Origin of the sequence: Actinomadura sp. 6K520 (assembly GCF_004349245.1) — a bacterium.
Lineage (GTDB): Bacteria > Actinomycetota > Actinomycetes > Streptosporangiales > Streptosporangiaceae > Spirillospora.
This window is the reverse complement of record NZ_SMLC01000058.1, coordinates 25,282-40,705: the sequence shown is the minus strand read 5'-3', so window position 1 is coordinate 40,705 and position 15,424 is coordinate 25,282. Positions and strand designations below refer to the sequence as shown.

General features: G+C 63.6%; 11 protein-coding genes and 1 tRNA gene. 4 read left to right on the top strand and 8 right to left on the bottom strand.

What is annotated here, in order from left to right; translation table 11 throughout:
• Positions 1–495: 495 nt before the first annotated feature.
• Both E1289_RS17515 and E1289_RS17500 read left to right on the top strand, forming a co-directional pair.
• On the top strand, positions 496–696 hold the full coding sequence (locus E1289_RS17515) for a helix-turn-helix domain-containing protein (RefSeq protein WP_131981399.1): 201 nt from the start codon (positions 496–498) through the stop codon (positions 694–696).
• A gap of 1,146 nt (positions 697–1,842) precedes the next feature.
• On the top strand, positions 1,843–2,616 hold the full coding sequence (locus E1289_RS17500) for a hypothetical protein (protein ID WP_131981393.1): 774 nt from the start codon (positions 1,843–1,845) through the stop codon (positions 2,614–2,616).
• Positions 2,617–3,345: 729 nt separating this feature from the next.
• Here the strand turns inward: E1289_RS17500 and E1289_RS17490 are convergent.
• From E1289_RS17490 to E1289_RS17465, 6 genes are all read right to left on the bottom strand, one after another.
• The gene (locus E1289_RS17490; protein WP_131981389.1) at positions 3,346–4,254 is read right to left on the bottom strand and encodes a DNA-processing protein DprA; all 909 of its coding nucleotides are present in this window, start codon (positions 4,252–4,254) and stop codon (positions 3,346–3,348) included.
• Between the two features lie 31 nt (positions 4,255–4,285).
• Positions 4,286–5,683 carry an SIR2 family protein gene (locus E1289_RS17485; protein WP_131981387.1) on the bottom strand — a complete coding sequence of 466 codons (1,398 nt, stop codon included), beginning with the start codon at positions 5,681–5,683 and terminating at the stop codon, positions 4,286–4,288.
• A gap of 1,888 nt (positions 5,684–7,571) precedes the next feature.
• A complete protein-coding gene (locus E1289_RS17480) occupies positions 7,572–8,834 on the bottom strand; it encodes a helix-turn-helix transcriptional regulator (protein ID WP_131981385.1) in 1,263 nt (420 codons plus the stop codon).
• Positions 8,835–9,168: 334 nt separating this feature from the next.
• A tRNA-Pro gene (locus tag E1289_RS17475) sits at positions 9,169–9,242 on the bottom strand.
• A gap of 47 nt (positions 9,243–9,289) precedes the next feature.
• Positions 9,290–9,901: a class I SAM-dependent methyltransferase gene (locus tag E1289_RS17470; RefSeq protein ID WP_207929012.1), complete on the bottom strand. Its 612-nt coding sequence runs from the start codon at positions 9,899–9,901 to the stop codon at positions 9,290–9,292.
• Positions 9,898–10,797 (bottom strand): metallophosphoesterase, encoded by a 900-nt coding sequence (locus E1289_RS17465; RefSeq protein ID WP_207929011.1) that lies wholly within the window; start codon positions 10,795–10,797, stop codon positions 9,898–9,900. The genes E1289_RS17470 and E1289_RS17465 overlap by 4 nt, the downstream gene beginning before the upstream one ends.
• A gap of 92 nt (positions 10,798–10,889) precedes the next feature.
• Here E1289_RS17465 and E1289_RS17460 point away from each other — a divergent pair, with 92 nt between their 5' ends.
• Positions 10,890–11,342: a GatB/YqeY domain-containing protein gene (locus E1289_RS17460; RefSeq protein ID WP_131981381.1), complete on the top strand. Its 453-nt coding sequence runs from the start codon at positions 10,890–10,892 to the stop codon at positions 11,340–11,342.
• 3 nt (positions 11,343–11,345) lie between these two features.
• On the opposite strand, the gene E1289_RS17455 is transcribed toward E1289_RS17460, so the two are convergent.
• The gene (locus E1289_RS17455; RefSeq protein WP_131981379.1) at positions 11,346–13,643 is read right to left on the bottom strand and encodes a transglycosylase domain-containing protein; all 2,298 of its coding nucleotides are present in this window, start codon (positions 13,641–13,643) and stop codon (positions 11,346–11,348) included.
• Positions 13,644–13,969: 326 nt separating this feature from the next.
• Here E1289_RS17455 and E1289_RS17450 point away from each other — a divergent pair, with 326 nt between their 5' ends.
• Complete coding sequence (locus tag E1289_RS17450) at positions 13,970–14,281, top strand: WhiB family transcriptional regulator (RefSeq protein ID WP_131951883.1); 312 nt, start codon at positions 13,970–13,972, stop codon at positions 14,279–14,281.
• A 101-nt stretch (positions 14,282–14,382) separates the two neighbouring features.
• Here E1289_RS17450 and E1289_RS17445 read toward each other — a convergent pair whose 3' ends face one another.
• Complete coding sequence (locus E1289_RS17445; protein ID WP_131981377.1) at positions 14,383–15,411, bottom strand: DUF418 domain-containing protein; 1,029 nt, start codon at positions 15,409–15,411, stop codon at positions 14,383–14,385.
• Positions 15,412–15,424: the final 13 nt, after the last annotated feature.

The window sequence follows — 15,424 nt, the reverse complement described above, 5'->3', positions numbered from 1 at the left end:
CACGCAGCCTTCAAGGCCCACCCCGAACGATTCCGCGGCCGGTGCCCCACTCCGCCTCCACTACCGGACAAGGTGTGGATCAACCCACCACCCGCACCACTTCAGACCGACAACGAACCACAAACCACGCACGCAGCCTGACGTCTCACCAGCATTGACAGGTTCCGACCACGGCGAAGACCTCACCGACGTACTCAGTCGCCACGGCCATGCCCTGGCCGATGCAAGGCACCACACCCAAGCGCTCTGCACGGCCCTCAACGAGGCACACGCTGCCATCAACGCCGTCCACTCTCGCCCCGCCCCAGAACGAGAGTCTGCCTCCACAACCCAACACTGGGCAAGCGATCAAGATGCTGGCGTAGCTGCGGCGGCCGAAGACTTCCCGAGACCAATTAGCGATTTCACGCTCATCGAACGGCCTCCCCTCAGCGAACGGCACAGCCCGATCCGCTCCCGTAGCACGAACACCCCAGAGGCCTAAGCATGGAACCGATGAGCCGCGAGGAACTCGCCGCCCTTCCCACCACAACCACCATCGAGACCGCCGCCCGAGCCCTCGGCCTCGGCCGAACCCGTGCCTACCAACTGGCTCGCGAGAACCGCTTCCCCTGCAAGGTCATCCGAATCGGCACCAGCTACCGAGTCGTCACCGCCGACCTCCGGCACCTCATGTCGAGCAATGACGACCCTTGATTCCAGACAAGCCGCTTATCTTACGCACGCTTGCCAGCACCGACGCAGCGTGACAGCTTTGGCGTGGGTGTCGGCTTGGGGCAGCGGGCGGAACCCGGCACTGTGCGAAATTGCTGCTCAACCGCTGGCAACTCAACCAGGGCTAATCGCCAGCGGACACGAGAGGTCCTGATGGCCCGTGAAACTGACATTAATCCCGGCCCCGGACCCGCGATGCCAAACGGACATGCGAGAGCCAAGTCGAACAGACACCTGCCAAGCATGTGATGGGACAGATGTGTCGAGCATGTCCTGGATACGACGGCAGCGACCTCACCCGCTGGATGAGTCTTCGAGGGCGCCCGCTACGCGTTGTCGCCGGTCGGGGGCTGGGCCGGGCGGGCAGCCTCTCCGGGCCGATCCCGTCCCGGGCCGTCGGCAGTCCCCGCGAACACTACCGTCGGGCCAGATTCGGTCGGTCGTCAGTGGCATCATGTTTCGTGCTGCGCACTGCTTCCCCTGAGATCGTGAGACAGAACCTGTGGGAAGGTCGAATCCTTGGTACCAAAGGACCGTTCTATCCGGAGTTCCGGGGAGCGGTGTGTATTGTGAAGGAAACCGGATGGCCAGTTGCGCAGGTGGCTCGTGATCTGCGGCTCAACGAGTGCAGGTTGCACAACTGGGTGAAGAAGGATTGGCTGGCCGATTCTAGCGGGAACGGAGGCGTGCACGCTGTCGAAGTTGTCCAAGGACGCGTGGTTGAACGAGTCCGAACGCGAGGAGCTTGCACGGCTGCGTCGGCAGAAGGCCGAGATGGCCGGCTGGGCGTGATCCGCACCATGGGCCGAGTCGGCGAGCACTCGACAACGCTCCTGCCGAGGCGGTCAACTCCACGCTAAGAGTCGAGTGCGTACGCTGGCAACGGTTCGCGACCAAGGCCGAGTCCCGCTTGAAGATCGCGATTTGGAACACCGGGTTCTACAACGTCCGTCGGCGGCACAGCGCCAACGACAAGCGCACCGATGGTGTTCGAAGAACTCATGCTGGACAGAGAAAGACCGCAGAAGCCGGCTACGCCAGGGCGGAGGTGGGATACTATTATCCACATTATCAGGGGATTGATATACCAACTGGCAGAAGACGAAGCGGGCCACCCAAAGGAGCCATGTGAATAGGAAGGTCTACCCAGGTCTCAGCGATACGGCAGATACGGTTGATCATATTCCACACCTCGTGGAAGGAATCACAAGTCTGCAATCTGTTCGTTTCTACGTCCTGAGCAACGTCTCTTCTGGCGAACGTGTAGTCGACCTACCGCAAGTTCGTCCGATTGTGGACGAAGCACTAGACCTTAGAAGGAAGTATCGAGTGCCATTTTGGGAGGCGGTGCTCCTCCTTGCCCGCCGTGAAGGCGGGGAGACGCTAAGGCTAGTCCTGGATTCTGCAGCTCGGCACCAACCGATGTCCGAGCATGCAAAGCATATCGATGTGCCAGGCGTTGACCTGACCGTTAAAAATATAAGACGCCTGCTGGCTGAACGCAGTACGGATGAAATCCTAGCTCTATCTTCCCGGGTGCGGCTCAAGTCGCAATCTGAGTATGTCCATATCCCGATGTTGGACTTTCGTATCCGTCCGAGCGCCGAAAACGAGAAGCTCGCAGTCGATGTTCTCACACGAATGTCCGCAAGTGGGATATTGTTCAATTCTGGAAATTCGTATCACTTCTACGGCGACGATCCACTCACTGAGAAGCGGCTGCTAGAGTTCCTCGGCAAAGCGGCTCTATTTGCACCCTTCGTCGATCAGCGGTGGATTGCCCATCAAATGATTGAAGGCGCCTGCGCGCTACGCATTTCGAAGGGAAAAAAGTTTACGCATGGCCCCAGGTATGTTCGCACTGTTTCAGCGATCTCAGAAGCCGGCACCAACGCGACCTAAGCATCTCTGTGGGCTTCAAAGATTCGGCCAAATTGGAAGCTCTGGGCGCGCTGCTCCTTCCACAGCCTAAGGCTAAAATCGTTGTACCCGGGGTTTATGCGGCGACCAATCGCCACAATACCTACGACAGTTGCCCCCGCAAGTTGTAGCGCAGAGGCAGCGCTCTGGCTTCTCGCACCAGTGGTATAAACGTCGTCAACGAGAAGTATCCGGAGACCGCTGACTTCCTTGGACGTCTGATACCCGACGTCGCTCATGGTTCGATGCCCGAGAGGGACGTTCGTACGGATAAGCGGTCTCCCTAGATTGGCCCCTAACCCAGCGTTTCGCAACTGTGCTTCAAGTGGGTGGCTAGTACGCGCGAAGGTCGAAGGAACCACTGCAATCTCATCCCAGGGCCCCATAACGTTCTGCATAGCCGTTAAATTTCTCTGCACCCCCAATGCCAAAATGGCGGCGATATTATCGCAGTGACTTGGTGCAAACCCTTCAGAATTTGGCTTATAAAATTTAAGCCAGTCCCGAAGTTGTGAGGGCTTAATATATAGCGAGATGGGGAAAACTTTCAGGCACGGAAGTGTCAACTCTGCGACAACTTGGGCACAGTTACTACATACGGGCTTTTCTGGGAATTTCCAGCTTCGACATATATGACAGACGCCTTCTCCAGTGCTAGGCGTCGGTACCAGATGCGGTCTCAGTACGTCGACCCATCGGTCGAGTTCGGCATCATTCATAATGCGACCTCTCTGCAGCTGCCGAAACTTCGTGAACGACCTCGTCTTCAGTATCCACCAGCTTCACGAGCGGGTCACTAGAATATAGCCTGACCCAAGAAGTGTTATTAAAGTGAGGCCGCCAGAAAAGTACCTTACGTCCTTGTCTAAGCGAATGCTCTGCCTCATTACGCGTACCACTCCTTTCATCCGCCTCCACGATCAGACTCACGAGCGATAGTCCGGCTATAACACCGTTGCGCTGAAGATAGGAACTCCTGACCGGCGGCGAGCCGGGACGAAACTGCGAAACAATTGCGCCGCTCTTAATCATAGCCTCTGCGACATCGAGATCACTCTCACGACTGAGAGGGTGATCGATGCCGGCAGCGATAGCGGCGACTGTAGAACCGCCAGAATTTATTGCGCCACGATGACCAGCTGCATCGATCCCCCTGGCCAGACCGGAGACCACCGTAATGCCGCTTCGGACAGCAACTTGGGCAACGTTATAAGCCACGGCTATACCGGACGAGGTCGCTTTTCTGCTGCCCACGATCGCAAGAGCTTTTTCTTCGTTCTCGTGAAACTTGCCGCGCACAAACAAAAAGGGAGGGCAGCCATAAGCCGCTTTGAGGTTGGCGGGGTAGTCCTTGCTATCTACCGTTACAAAGCGAACATCAGGCATGACCTCGGCCAGTCTTTCAAAGTGCTGTTGCCAATGTATAACTCTTGCGGGATCAATCGCCGTGCGTATGTAATTGAGCAAATCCGCATCATGGCCGTGCCCGGCTGCACTCGTCGAAAGGAGAGCCTCAGGGCCTCCATAGCGCTTAAGGATTGCAGCGAGATCCCGCCAGTCGGCTGGGACTACCTCCGTGGCTGCCAGGACCGCAGCATGGGCGGCTGTCGTAGAGGTCATGGGTGAACCCTACTCTCCGCGTCCGACAGTCCTAGTCTGACGCTGCCAAGAACATCGTCCTACGTACTAGGTGAGACGCTGCCATTGCCACAATTTCTGGCTCGGAGTCGTTCAGGTTTTCCCAGTCCCTACGGTCCTCATCAGTGACATCTGCGCCCAGCAAATCCTCGATGCTTACCGTCTCGTATACTCGCGCCGCCGTGCCACCTGATGTAGGTACTGGAATTACTGGGATCTGCGCTTGCCGAGCCATTTCGACTTCCTCGGAAGTCCTGTCGCCGCCCCCGAGAACCAGAACCGCCCGACATTGTGGTAGTACATCAGCGAGCATTTCCTCTCTAGTCCAGCCGGTATAGACTGCCGTGCCCATACGACGAGGAAGTAGTGGCGGGGTTTCTTTCGACTCTCTAAAATAGAAACTGATCCGATCCGGCGAGTATCGAGAGTTCGCTTGCAGAGAGTGGCCGAAGGGGAAAGATACCGCGAAGCTTGCTGGCCCCGCTAGAGAAGCGAGGCGTAGATCTAGGTCGGCGAGCCGATGGCCTATTCTCTTTCCGATTTCCTTCACAGCAGAGGGGTTAGTTCCATCACTTCCGGAGACAAAGAGAAGAGGCTGTCGTGTGCGCCGTACCAACTGCTGGAGGAGAGGAACTATTTCGCTGTAATCCGCTATTTCGTGTACCCCGATCCCAGACTCCTCCAGATCCTTTACACGCAAATCATGCAATCTCTCCTCGTCTCCTCCATTTGGCCTCTTAAGGACAGTGAAGTGCTCAGGGCCGCCGACATCGAGCAGCGTGCGGGAGAGTCGTAGAAGGATCTCAATATTGGGATCCGAAAAGCTAAAACCAAGGAATAGAAATGCGCGAGTCATGTAACTAGCTCTGAGTGATGCCCATTTGCGTGGATGTTCTCTTTCGTATTTTTCGTAATCGGATCGCGTGATTGTAGGATTTTGTAGCCAGTTTATGGGAGTCTCTTTCGTCAGACTGCCATGCATCTTTGTAATTCGCTGTCGCGTCAGGATCTGCCGCTTCGTTAGATCCTCCTCGCGGGTAACTACCCGGGCATTCGGCATCGCTTCCTCTAGAAGACAGTCATAATTTGTAGTCCAGATATCGTCAATCGTCAGCTCCGCGACGAGTCGATGTCCTTCTGTAGGCGTAGTAGAAATGTGGCTCATCTGTGCCAGGATATGGCTTTCCAGTGCCTCTCTGCCGCCAGGTGTCAGAAGCACATAATACTGTGCCAGGAGTGGCATATCTGTCATGTTGGGGATATTAGCTTGCTTTTGTGGGACGGCGAGAAGCTGGCCCCAAGTCGCGAAGCCGGCGTCGAGACTCATCCCTGCCCCAACGAACAGCGAGGCGTTTCGCGACAACACGGCGGCCCCGTACTGGCTCAGAAGGTCGCGTTGAGGGATCGGCATGACCGTACTATATAGTACATTTCGGACTTTGTGGAGACCTGGCTATCTCCGCTCCAAGATCCAATTTTAGTAGCTTACGCCTTAGGGGCTCTTAGATGCCCCCCACATATACTCAAATTGTCGCCTCCAATGGGTAAACCATTGCGCGCTATCTTCTCGTCGAAGTTCGATAGGCATTCGCGTCGTCGTAACGTCGTGGTAGTAGCCGTGAAACTCAACTATGACGACGCCATCTGGAGAATTGGGGTCAATCGCTACGATACTGAACCCCGGGTTGTAGTCCAAGAGTCTATACTCGTACCTTCCGTTGACGTCCCAAGCCGCCATGCGCCTCAACTGGTTTATCGTCGCGTTGAGGGCTGTTCGAAAGAGTTGCATCGACGCACCCGCGGTGTCGTCAAGATGACGCGATGCCAGTTCGATAGCGGTGTTGTCTGAAGGATCAAGGACAACTATACGAACCACTCCGTTAGAATTGCTTAGTACGGTGTCACGAAGTTCATCGCAGTGGTGGGGGGCGAGTATGTTAACAGCCGATGGGGCAAAAATCCATACTTCTCGCGCGTTTCGAAGCCTTGACGCGAAAGGCGCAGCTTCGAAGGAGGTCCGATCTTGTAGTAGTGCTTCAAGATTTGTTTCAGGAAGAGTGGTCCTATACACCAGCAACCTATACCGGCAAGAACGACTGCCCAACGGGGTCCCTGAGGAAGAAGGTCTCCGATTACGGATAGGACGGCGAACACGCTAGCTAGGGCTGTGACTGCATATGCGTCGAGCTTACGTCGATTAGCGATGTCGCCTCTGATGCGACGAAACGTGCTTCGCAATATTCCTCGCTTTGTATGTCACCCATAGTTGCAGGGGATGTACAGGCCGACCTCCGCTGATCGCCTCCTGGGGCCCACCGAACGATCGGGATTAGATGGCTTGAAGGTGAATACGTGACGCGCAGCTTCCAGCACTTAGGACGTGGCCTGCCCTGTGTGCTGGGTCGGCTTACAGAGGATGCGGTTGTCGTACAGAAAAGAATTCGGGAGCGGTGGCGTACCGAGGCATCGGTGCTCATGACCTCACACACAGATCCAGCTGACGGGCAGGACGTTGCAGCAGAGCCCTGCCTTGATGTGTCCTCGAACCTGCACAACGTAGGCCCAGAGTCGGCGCCTGCCTGGCGGTATAGTGGCTGAGGGAAGCACTCTACGGGACCTGAGTCCGTCGGCTGGTTGGGGCTGAGGTCAAGGTGCTGACGCACCGCTTCCGGCGTTCGGGTCGTAGCTGGCCCTGGGCTCCGGTCGGCCTTTCCTCGGATTGTATGGGTTCCCGTCCTGCGCCAGCTGGCGCCCCTCGGCTACGTCGGAGGCGTGGATGAGGCGGAGGGAAGTGGACGAGTCTGTGAGGAGCAGGTGCGCAGCCGAGAGGTCGCCGAGTAGGACCGGGACGCATTGGCCTGTCTCATCGAGCACCACGCCGATCTCTTTGGAGGCAAATAGTACGAATTGGCAGCCGGTCCGCGGAAGTTGCTGCCCGACGGCGCTCAGCGATGCCGGGCCGGACAGGACGAACGGCACGTTCGGCGGTTGAAGGACGAGGCCGGTGGGCCGGCCCCTGACGACAATGGCAGCGGCCAAGCGCCATCACGGATGCACGTTGTGAACGACTTGGGGTCTCTGGGCCTGGTGCCGGTTCGGCCGATGTCTTGGACGGTTCCGGTGGTCGTGGGCGGCCTCCTTGAGCCGGTGACCTGCCGCGAGTCCGGCGGTTTTGGCTTCACTGTCGGCCAGCTGGGTGACCTGGGGAGGTCGGGGTGCGCATCGTGGATGCGGTGTGCATCTTCTGCACGCGTTCTGGGGCTGGGCTGGGTGTTTGGTTTACGGTCGAGGGTTGGGGTTTATGGGATGCCGCAGCGGGCGGCCAAGCCTCGTAGCTCCGGGGATGTCCGGCCGGAGACCAGGAGGCTGGTCACTAAGTCGCGGACGGCGGGGCGGGAGTGGGTTTCTTGAGGGGCCGCCCGTTCTGCGTGCAGGAGTGCCTGTAGGCACTCGTCGCGACGTCCCCACATCCCGTACGCGCGGGCGATGTCGGTGAAGTAGCGGGCTCGGCGTTCGAGTGTCGGCAGTGACCGGGGCGTGAGCCTACGGGCGGCTGCGATCGCGGCAGTGGGGTCGCCTGCGGCGTACTCGGCGGAGATGAGGTGGAGCTGGACCGCGGTGGTATTGAAGCCTCCACCGTGGTCGCGTAGGAGCACTCCTCTGCCGAGTTGCGCAGCGGTTGCTGCTGCTTGTTCTGTCAGCTGTCGCATGCCGGAGCGGTCGCCGGCGTGGGCGGCGGTGTAGGCGGCTGACATCACCAAGAGGCCGCGTTCGGCGGTGAGTGTGGAGTTGTGGCCCCGGAGCATCTCGTCTTCGGCCATGTCCAGTGCGATCTCCGTCGCTTGGGTGTGCCATCCCGCGCGGCGGGCCAGCACTGCGAGGTTGCGTGCTGCTTCGCCGGCCACCAGTGGGCTGCCGGACGTGGCAGCGAGGGTCCGGGCTCGGTCGGCGGCGATCCAGCCGAGCTGATCGTCCAGCTTGATCATGATTCTCGTGACGAGGTTGTACGTCTCGGCGAGTACGGAGCAAGCCGCTTCTCCCGCAGAGTGTCCGCTGTAGATCAGACGGGGCAGGGCGTTGGCGAGTCGGCTGTACTGGCAATCGTCGTAGTCACGGATTGTCGCTCTGAGCGCGGGACGGAGTTGGGGCGGCGATATGGGGCTGCCCGCGTGGCCAGTTCCGAGCATGGCGTCGCGGACACGAGCCAGAAGGAAGGCCCGCGTATTGGCTTCGGGTCCGGCCGCTGCTGCGACGGCGGCGCGGGCCGGTGTGCTGGCGGCGGCAGCGGTGACCGCGAGGCCGGTCAGCAGTTGGCGGCGCCGCACATCGTCCTCCGCGGGTGGGTGGATCGTCACCGTAGCGGTGATGCCCAGTGCGGTCGGGGTGATCTCTAGAACTTCGGCGAGGCGGCGGATGGTGGCTACGTCGTCCAGCGGTTGGGCGCCCGTCTCCAGGCGGGAGATGGTGGAGCGGGAGCAGTGGAGGCGGTTGGCCAGGTCGCGTTGCGTCCAGCCGTGGGCGACGCGGGCGGAGCGTACGAGCAACCCGAGGCTCGGGCTCATGGCGGCCCCCGTGATGAGAGGAACGAGCTCGGGAGAGTTATGCCCGTCGAGGGACTCGTCCGCAGCCAGGGTGAGGTGGCCGTGTTGGGTCGGTTACATCGCCCGGGGTCGTGTGCCGGAGGCGCTGCCAGCATTGGGAGCCTTCGACCGGTTTGGGTGCTGGACGGACGGTCGCCGTTTGAACGTTGGGCGGGCGATGAAAATATCTGTCGGTGCTGGTCCGGGACGGACCGTGTCGGCGAGTAGAAGGTAAGTCTCGCGGACGAATGACGGACAAAAGATCTTGAGGCCGGTCTCCGTGGGGGAGATCCGGCCTCTGACCTGGCGTTATGTGTCGGGGTGGCGGGATTTGAACCCACGACCTCTTCGTCCCGAACGAAGCGCGCTGCCAAGCTGCGCTACACCCCGGTGGTGGCTGCCCGGGAGGTGTACGTTCTCCCGGCGCCTAGTACACCTTAGCGGATGCCCGGGGGTGGTGCGTCCCTCATTTTGCGGGCTGTGAAGGCGGTCACGGCGCCGGAGTGGGTGAGGGTGGGGTCGGTCAGGGCGGCGTCTGTCAGCCAGGTGTGGAGGTCGGTGGCTGTGCCGGGGGAGCCGAAGATGCCCAGGCGTTGGAGGAGGGCTATCTGGGTGTCGTGGCGGCGGGAGGTGCCGCGGACGAGGGTTGTGCCCTGGAGGGTGCCGCCTGGGCGTAGGACTCGGGTGAGTTCGAGTAGGGCGGCGGCGGGGTCGGTCAGGCAGTGCAGGCCGTTGTAGGTGACGCAGGCGTCGAAGGTGGAGGTGGCGAAGGGGAGGGCGTAGATGTCCGCTTGGAGGAGGGTCTTTGTTCTGCGGCGGGCTCGGTTGAGCATTGTCCGGGAGAGGTCGGCGGCTATGTGGCGGGGGTTGCCGGTCGCTGCTATGCCGCCGCCGCAGGGGATGTCCAGGGTCAGGGCGGTCCGGTCTTGGGCCGCTATTGAGTCCCTGAGGCGATCGATGTCGTAGGACCAGAGGGTGCGGGCTCCCAGGCGGGAGAGCACGGGGTTCTGGACGGCTATGTCGTAGAGGGTCGCGATGCGCGGGTTCACTTGCGGGGGACGAGGGTGAGGAGGGAGGCCTCCGGGGGGCAGCAGAAGCGCACGGGGGCCTTGGGGGACGTGCCCAGGCCGGCGGAGACGTGGAGCCAGGAGTCCTGGTGCCTGTGCAGGCCCTTCACGCGGGGAGGGTCGATGCCGCAGTTGGTGGCCAGGGCGCCGTAGAAGGGGACGCAGACCTGGCCGCCGTGGGTGTGGCCCGCCAGGAGGAGGTCGTAGCCGTCGGCGGTGAAGCGGTCGAGGTTGCGGGGTTCCGGGGAGTGCATGACGCCCAGGTGGACGTCGGCCTGAGGGTCTACGGGGCCCGCGATCCTGTCGTACTGGTCGCGGTCGATGTGGGAGTCGTCGATGCCGCCGAACTCGACGTCCAGTTCGCCGACCTTGAGGCGGCCGATGCGGTTGTTGAGGTCGAGCCAGCCGGCGGCCTGGAGGGCGGAGCCGAGCTCGCGGTAGGGGAGGTCGGGTTCGCGGCCACTGCGGTTGTAGTCGGACTTGCTCGTCCGCCAGATGTAGCGCAGGGGGTTCTTCAGGACGGGTGTGAACAGGTCGTTGGAGCCGTAGACGAAGACGCCCGGACGGTCGAGGAGGGGGCCGAGGGCGTCCAGGAAGGGGCCGATGGCGTCGCGGTGGGAGATGGAGTCGCCGGTGTTGACGACGAGGTCGGGCTCCAGCGCGTCCAGGGAGCGGACCCAGTGGATGAGGCGGGCGCGGCCGGGGGTGAGGTGCGCGTCGGAGAGGTGCAGGATCTTCACCGCGGGGCGTCCGGGGGGCAGGACCGGGACGTCGAAGCGGCGCAGGCGGAACCAGTTCCGCTCGATCACCGAGGCGTACCCGAAGGTCGCGGCGCCCGCGCCCAGCAGCCCCAGGGGCACGGTGTAGCTTTTTCGCACGGCTCTCCCTTCCCAGGGCTCCATGTTTCCAGACATGGGCACCCCGCGGTAATCCCGATGAGGCTTCCGGTGCGGACGGGCATGATGTGACCATGACCCTGAAGGAGAAGCTGGAGACCGATCTCTCGGCCGCGATGAAGTCGCGGGACGAGCTGCGCACGCGCACGTTGCGGATGGCGCTGACGGCGGTGAAGAACGAGGAGGTCGCCGGGAAGCGGTCGCGTCAGCTGTCCGACGACGACGTCGTGAAGGTGCTCACGCGGGAGGCGAAGAAGCGCCGGGAGGCCGCGGCCGCGTTCGGGGACGCGGGACGCGAGGAGCAGGCGCGGGCGGAGCGGGACGAGGGCGAGGTGCTGGAGCAGTACCTTCCCGCGCCGCTCACCGACGAGGAGTTGACCGCGCTGGTGGCCGACGCGATCGCCGCGACCGGTGCGGCGGGGCCGCGGGCGATGGGGCAGGTCATGAAGGCCGTGAACCCGAAGGTCGCGGGGCGCGCCGAGGGCGGGCGGGTCGCGGCCGAGGTCCGGCGGCAGCTGGCGGAGTAAAGCTCAGTCGCCGTCCTCGTCGTCGCCTCCGCGGCCGCTGCTCAGGTAGAGGATGACGGTGGTGCCGGGCGGGACCTCGCTGCCGGCTCCGGGTGAGGTGGACACGACCGTCCCCTTGGGCTTGTCGGAGTCGACGGAGCCGGACGCGGCCCTGGCCTGCAGGTCCGCGGCCTTGAGCCGGGCGGTGGCGGCGGCGACGGTCCTGCCCTCCACGTCGGGGACCTCGGTGGTGTCGCCGAAGTCGCGGGACGGGGTCCGGAAGCCGGGGGCGGGTTCGCCGGCGAGTGCCCGCTGCATGGACGCCTGCCAGATGCCGCCGGGGATGTCCGCGCCGTACACGCCGTACACCTTGTACTGCCAGGGGCCCCGGAAGTCCCAGTAGGCGGTGGCGGCGGCGAGGTTCGGGGTGAAGCCGGCGAACACGGCGCAGGTGAACTCCTCGCAGGTGCCGGTCTTGCCGGCGGCCGGGCGGCCGATGCCGCGGCCCCGGGCGGTGCCCTGGGTGATGACGCCCTGCAGGATCGAGTTGACCTTGTCGGCGACGTCCTCGTCCAGGACCTGCTTGCACTCGTGCTTGGGCAGTTCCAGCCGCTTGCCCTGGTTGTCGATGACCTCCGTCACCGAGACGGGCGGGCAGTACTTGCCGCGGGCGGCGAAGCCCGCGTAGGCGGCGGCGAGGCTGACCATGTCGACGTCGTTTACGCCGAGCACCTGGGTGGGGTACGGCAGCAGCGGGTTGCCGTTGCCCTGCTTCATGCCGAACTTCTCAGCCATCTTCACGGAGTTGCAGACGCCGATGCGCTTTTCCAGGGCGGCGTAGAAGGTGTTGACCGAGTGCCAGGTGCCGGTCTTGAGGTTGAAGTTGCCCTCCTCGCTGTCACCGGCGTTGGAGACCGTCCAGGGGGCGCCTCCGCCGACCATCTTGTTCTTGACCATCTTGCCGTCGAGCATCCCCGTGTAGCGGCACGGCTGGAAGCCGCTGATCGTCGTCGTCTCCGGTGAGTTGATCGTCGTGCTGACCGGGATGCCCTGGTCGATGGCGGCGGCGAGCGTGAAGACCTTGAACGTCGAGCCCGCCGACACGCCGGTGCCGCCGCCGTGGAACTTGTTCGCCGGGATGTTGATGGTCGTCTTGCCCTTGCCGGGGCCGAACGGCTTGCTCAGCCCGATCGCCTTGACGTGGCCGGTACCGGGTTCGACCATCGCCTCGGCGGCGACGCGGTGGCCCTTGGGATTCACGGTGGAGCGCAGGGTCTTGTCGACGCCGCGCTGCGCCTTCGAGTCGAGCGTGGTGCGGATCGTGTAGCCGCCGCGGTTGAGCTCGTTGACGATGTTCTGCTGCTCGTCGGGGTCCATCTGCCAGTACTTGCCGTCCGAGAGGATGTCGAGCACGTCGTACTTCACGTACTCGCAGAAGTACGGCACCTTGCTGACCTGGCAGCCGCCGACGGGGTCGGTGCGGTTCAGCTCGATCGGCTTGGCGGCCTCCTCGTCGGCCTTGGCCTTGGATATCTCGCCGAGCTGGGCCATCCGGTAGAGGACGATGTCGCGCCGCTTCCGCGCGTCCCGCGGGTTGCGGATCGGGTCGTAGGCGGTGGGGTTCTGGGTGATGCCGGCGAGCAGCGCGGCCTGCCCGAGGTCCAGTTCGGACGCGGGGATGCTGAAGTAGCGCTTGGCCGCGGCCTGCACCCCGTATGCGCCCGCGCCGAAGTAGGCGATGTTCAGGTAGCCCTCAAGGATCTCGTCCTTCGACAGCCGCTGCTCGATGTCGAGGGCGTAGCGGAGTTCGCGGACCTTGCGCCCGACGGTGGGCGCGGTGGCCTCGCGGTACTCCTCCTTCGTCCGGGCGGCGTCGACGAGGAGGTTCTTCACGTACTGCTGGGTCAGGGTGGAGCCGCCCTGCGTCGTCTCGGACTCGACGTTGGACGCCAGTGCGCGGAGCGTGCCCTTGAGGTCGAGGGCGCCGTGCTCGTAGAAGCGCGAGTCCTCGATGCCGACGATCGCCTTCTTCATGATGGGGGCGACCTGGTCGAGCCGGACGGACTCGCGGTACTTGTCGAAGAACGTGGCGACCGGCTTGCCGTCCGAGTCGTACACCACGGTCTTCTCGGACGGCGGTGTGGTCTCCAGCTGGCCGTCCATGTCCTCGAAGTTGTTCGCGGCGTCGCGCGCGGTGATACCGGCGCTCCCGACCGCGGGCAGCGCGATGAACGCGACGAGGACGCCTGCGACGACTCCCGCCCCCAGCAGTCTGAACAGTGTGGAAGCGGCCTTGACCCGGTCCGAATTAGCAACGCGCACGTGGTCTAGGGTACGCCGGACGAGCAGTGCATTCGGGACAGGTCCCCCGGCGCCACCGTGTTCTGGCGCCGCTGACCGGGGCGTTCGTCCGTTATGCCCACTGGATGGCAGCCTGCGCCGTGTCTGGCGTGTCAACGACAGGTAACTAGTCCGTTCCGGCGCTATGGCCCCGGTGGGCTATATCCAGAATGGGCCCTCCGGGGACTGTTGAAACGTCCCTCGCTTCCGTAAGTTCTTCCCCACGGCTTTCGTTTGGCGGCCTGACGTCCGCGCCCGTCCGGCCAAGGAGCGCAAATCGACACAGACCCTAGGGGAGTGGGGCCAAGATGTGGATCACGGATTGGACCGCCCGCGCCGCCTGCCGTAACGCGGATCCGGATGCCCTGTTCGTGCAGGGAGCGGCGCAGAACCGAGCCAAGCTCATCTGCCGCGGCTGCCCAGTGCGGACGGAGTGTCTCGCCGACGCCCTCGACAACCGGATCGAATTCGGTGTCTGGGGCGGGATGACCGAGCGGGAGCGTCGTGCTCTGCTGCGGCGTCGGCCGGATGTGCGATCGTGGCGCGCGCTGCTGGAGACCGCGAAGGAGGAGTACGAGCGGTCGGTGGACGCCGACGAGGAGGAACTCGTCGCCAGCTGACCCGCCCGCCGAAGCGGCTCACCCGGCAGAGGTTCAAGGACCGGCAGGGTCCGAATAAGAAGCGTGGCAGGTAGGCCCGCACCGGACATCCCGGTGCGGGCCTACGGCCGTGCTCGGCTCCTCCGGCCGCCGGCGGCGGGCCCGTCCCGCCGGATCGGGACGAGCCTCCACCAGGTGAGGCAGCGCCACACCCATTCCAGCGGGCCGTAGCGGGCATACCGCAGCCACAGGGCGCTGAACGCGAGCTCGACGGCGAACACGCACAGGCCCAGGGACATGGCCGCCGCGTAGTCGGGTGCCCTGCCCAGGTGCAGCATCTGGTCGGCTGCGACGACCAGCACCGTGGCCCCGATGTAGCAGGTCAGCGCCATCCTGCCGACCGGTGCCAGCAGGCGCAGCGCGCGTTCGGCGGGGGTGCGCAGCAGCAGGAGGAGCCCCGCCAGGTAGGCCGTGGCGGTCACCAGGCCGGCCAGGGCGCCCAGCCAGGCTCCGGCGTCCGTCCCGATCTGCAGGGCGTTCAGGACGAGGGCGAGTGCGGCGCCGGCGGTGAAGGCGGCGGCGAGCCGGGGCGTCGGGAGGCCCAGCAGCCGCTCAGGGCCGTATCGCTGCACGGCGTACCCGAGCAGGAACAGGCCAGGGATGAACGCGATGCCCCCGCTGAGCGCCAGCGCCGCCGCCGTGGTGATGCCGCCCAGGGCCAGGAGCCAGCGCCGGGGCAGGTACGACGCGGGCAGCAGCACGATGATGCCGACGACCGCGTACGTGAGCAGGATCTCGCGGGGCTGCAGCAGGCGGTGCGCCGCGCCGAAGAGGATCAGGAAACCCAGCCTCGCCGCCATGATCGCCCTCGGGTCGCGGGCCGTCCTGGTGGCGGCCTCCAGGAACAGGCCGAAGCTCAGCCCGAACAGGAACGCGAAGATCGGGAAGAAGCGCTGGTTCAGCAGGGTCTCGTGGGCCCAGTACGCCGCGCCGGAGCCGCCCGTCGGCATCCCGGTGATGTCGATCGTGTTCGCGAGGGTGATGCCGAACAGGGCGAACCCGCGCAGGATGTCGATCTCGTCGATGCGCGGCGTCCCAGCCGTGGCGTCCCCGTCCCGCACCGCGGGGGCTCGTGGCGGCGTCGGCACCATCGACCTCCCTCGC

Excerpts from the sequence above, each read along its gene's own strand:
- E1289_RS17515 (WP_131981399.1), top strand. The coding sequence starts at position 496 with ATGAGCCGCGAGGAACTCGCCGCCCTTCCCACCACAACCACCATCGAG.
- E1289_RS17450 (WP_131951883.1), top strand. The coding sequence starts at position 13,970 with ATGTGGATCACGGATTGGACCGCCCGCGCCGCCTGCCGTAACGCGGAT.
- E1289_RS17460 (WP_131981381.1), top strand. The coding sequence starts at position 10,890 with ATGACCCTGAAGGAGAAGCTGGAGACCGATCTCTCGGCCGCGATGAAG.
- E1289_RS17490 (WP_131981389.1), bottom strand. The coding sequence starts at position 4,254 with ATGACCTCTACGACAGCCGCCCATGCTGCGGTCCTGGCAGCCACGGAG.
- E1289_RS17485 (WP_131981387.1), bottom strand. The coding sequence starts at position 5,683 with ATGCCGATCCCTCAACGCGACCTTCTGAGCCAGTACGGGGCCGCCGTG.
- E1289_RS17445 (WP_131981377.1), bottom strand. The coding sequence starts at position 15,411 with ATGGTGCCGACGCCGCCACGAGCCCCCGCGGTGCGGGACGGGGACGCC.
- E1289_RS17480 (WP_131981385.1), bottom strand. The coding sequence starts at position 8,834 with ATGAGCCCGAGCCTCGGGTTGCTCGTACGCTCCGCCCGCGTCGCCCAC.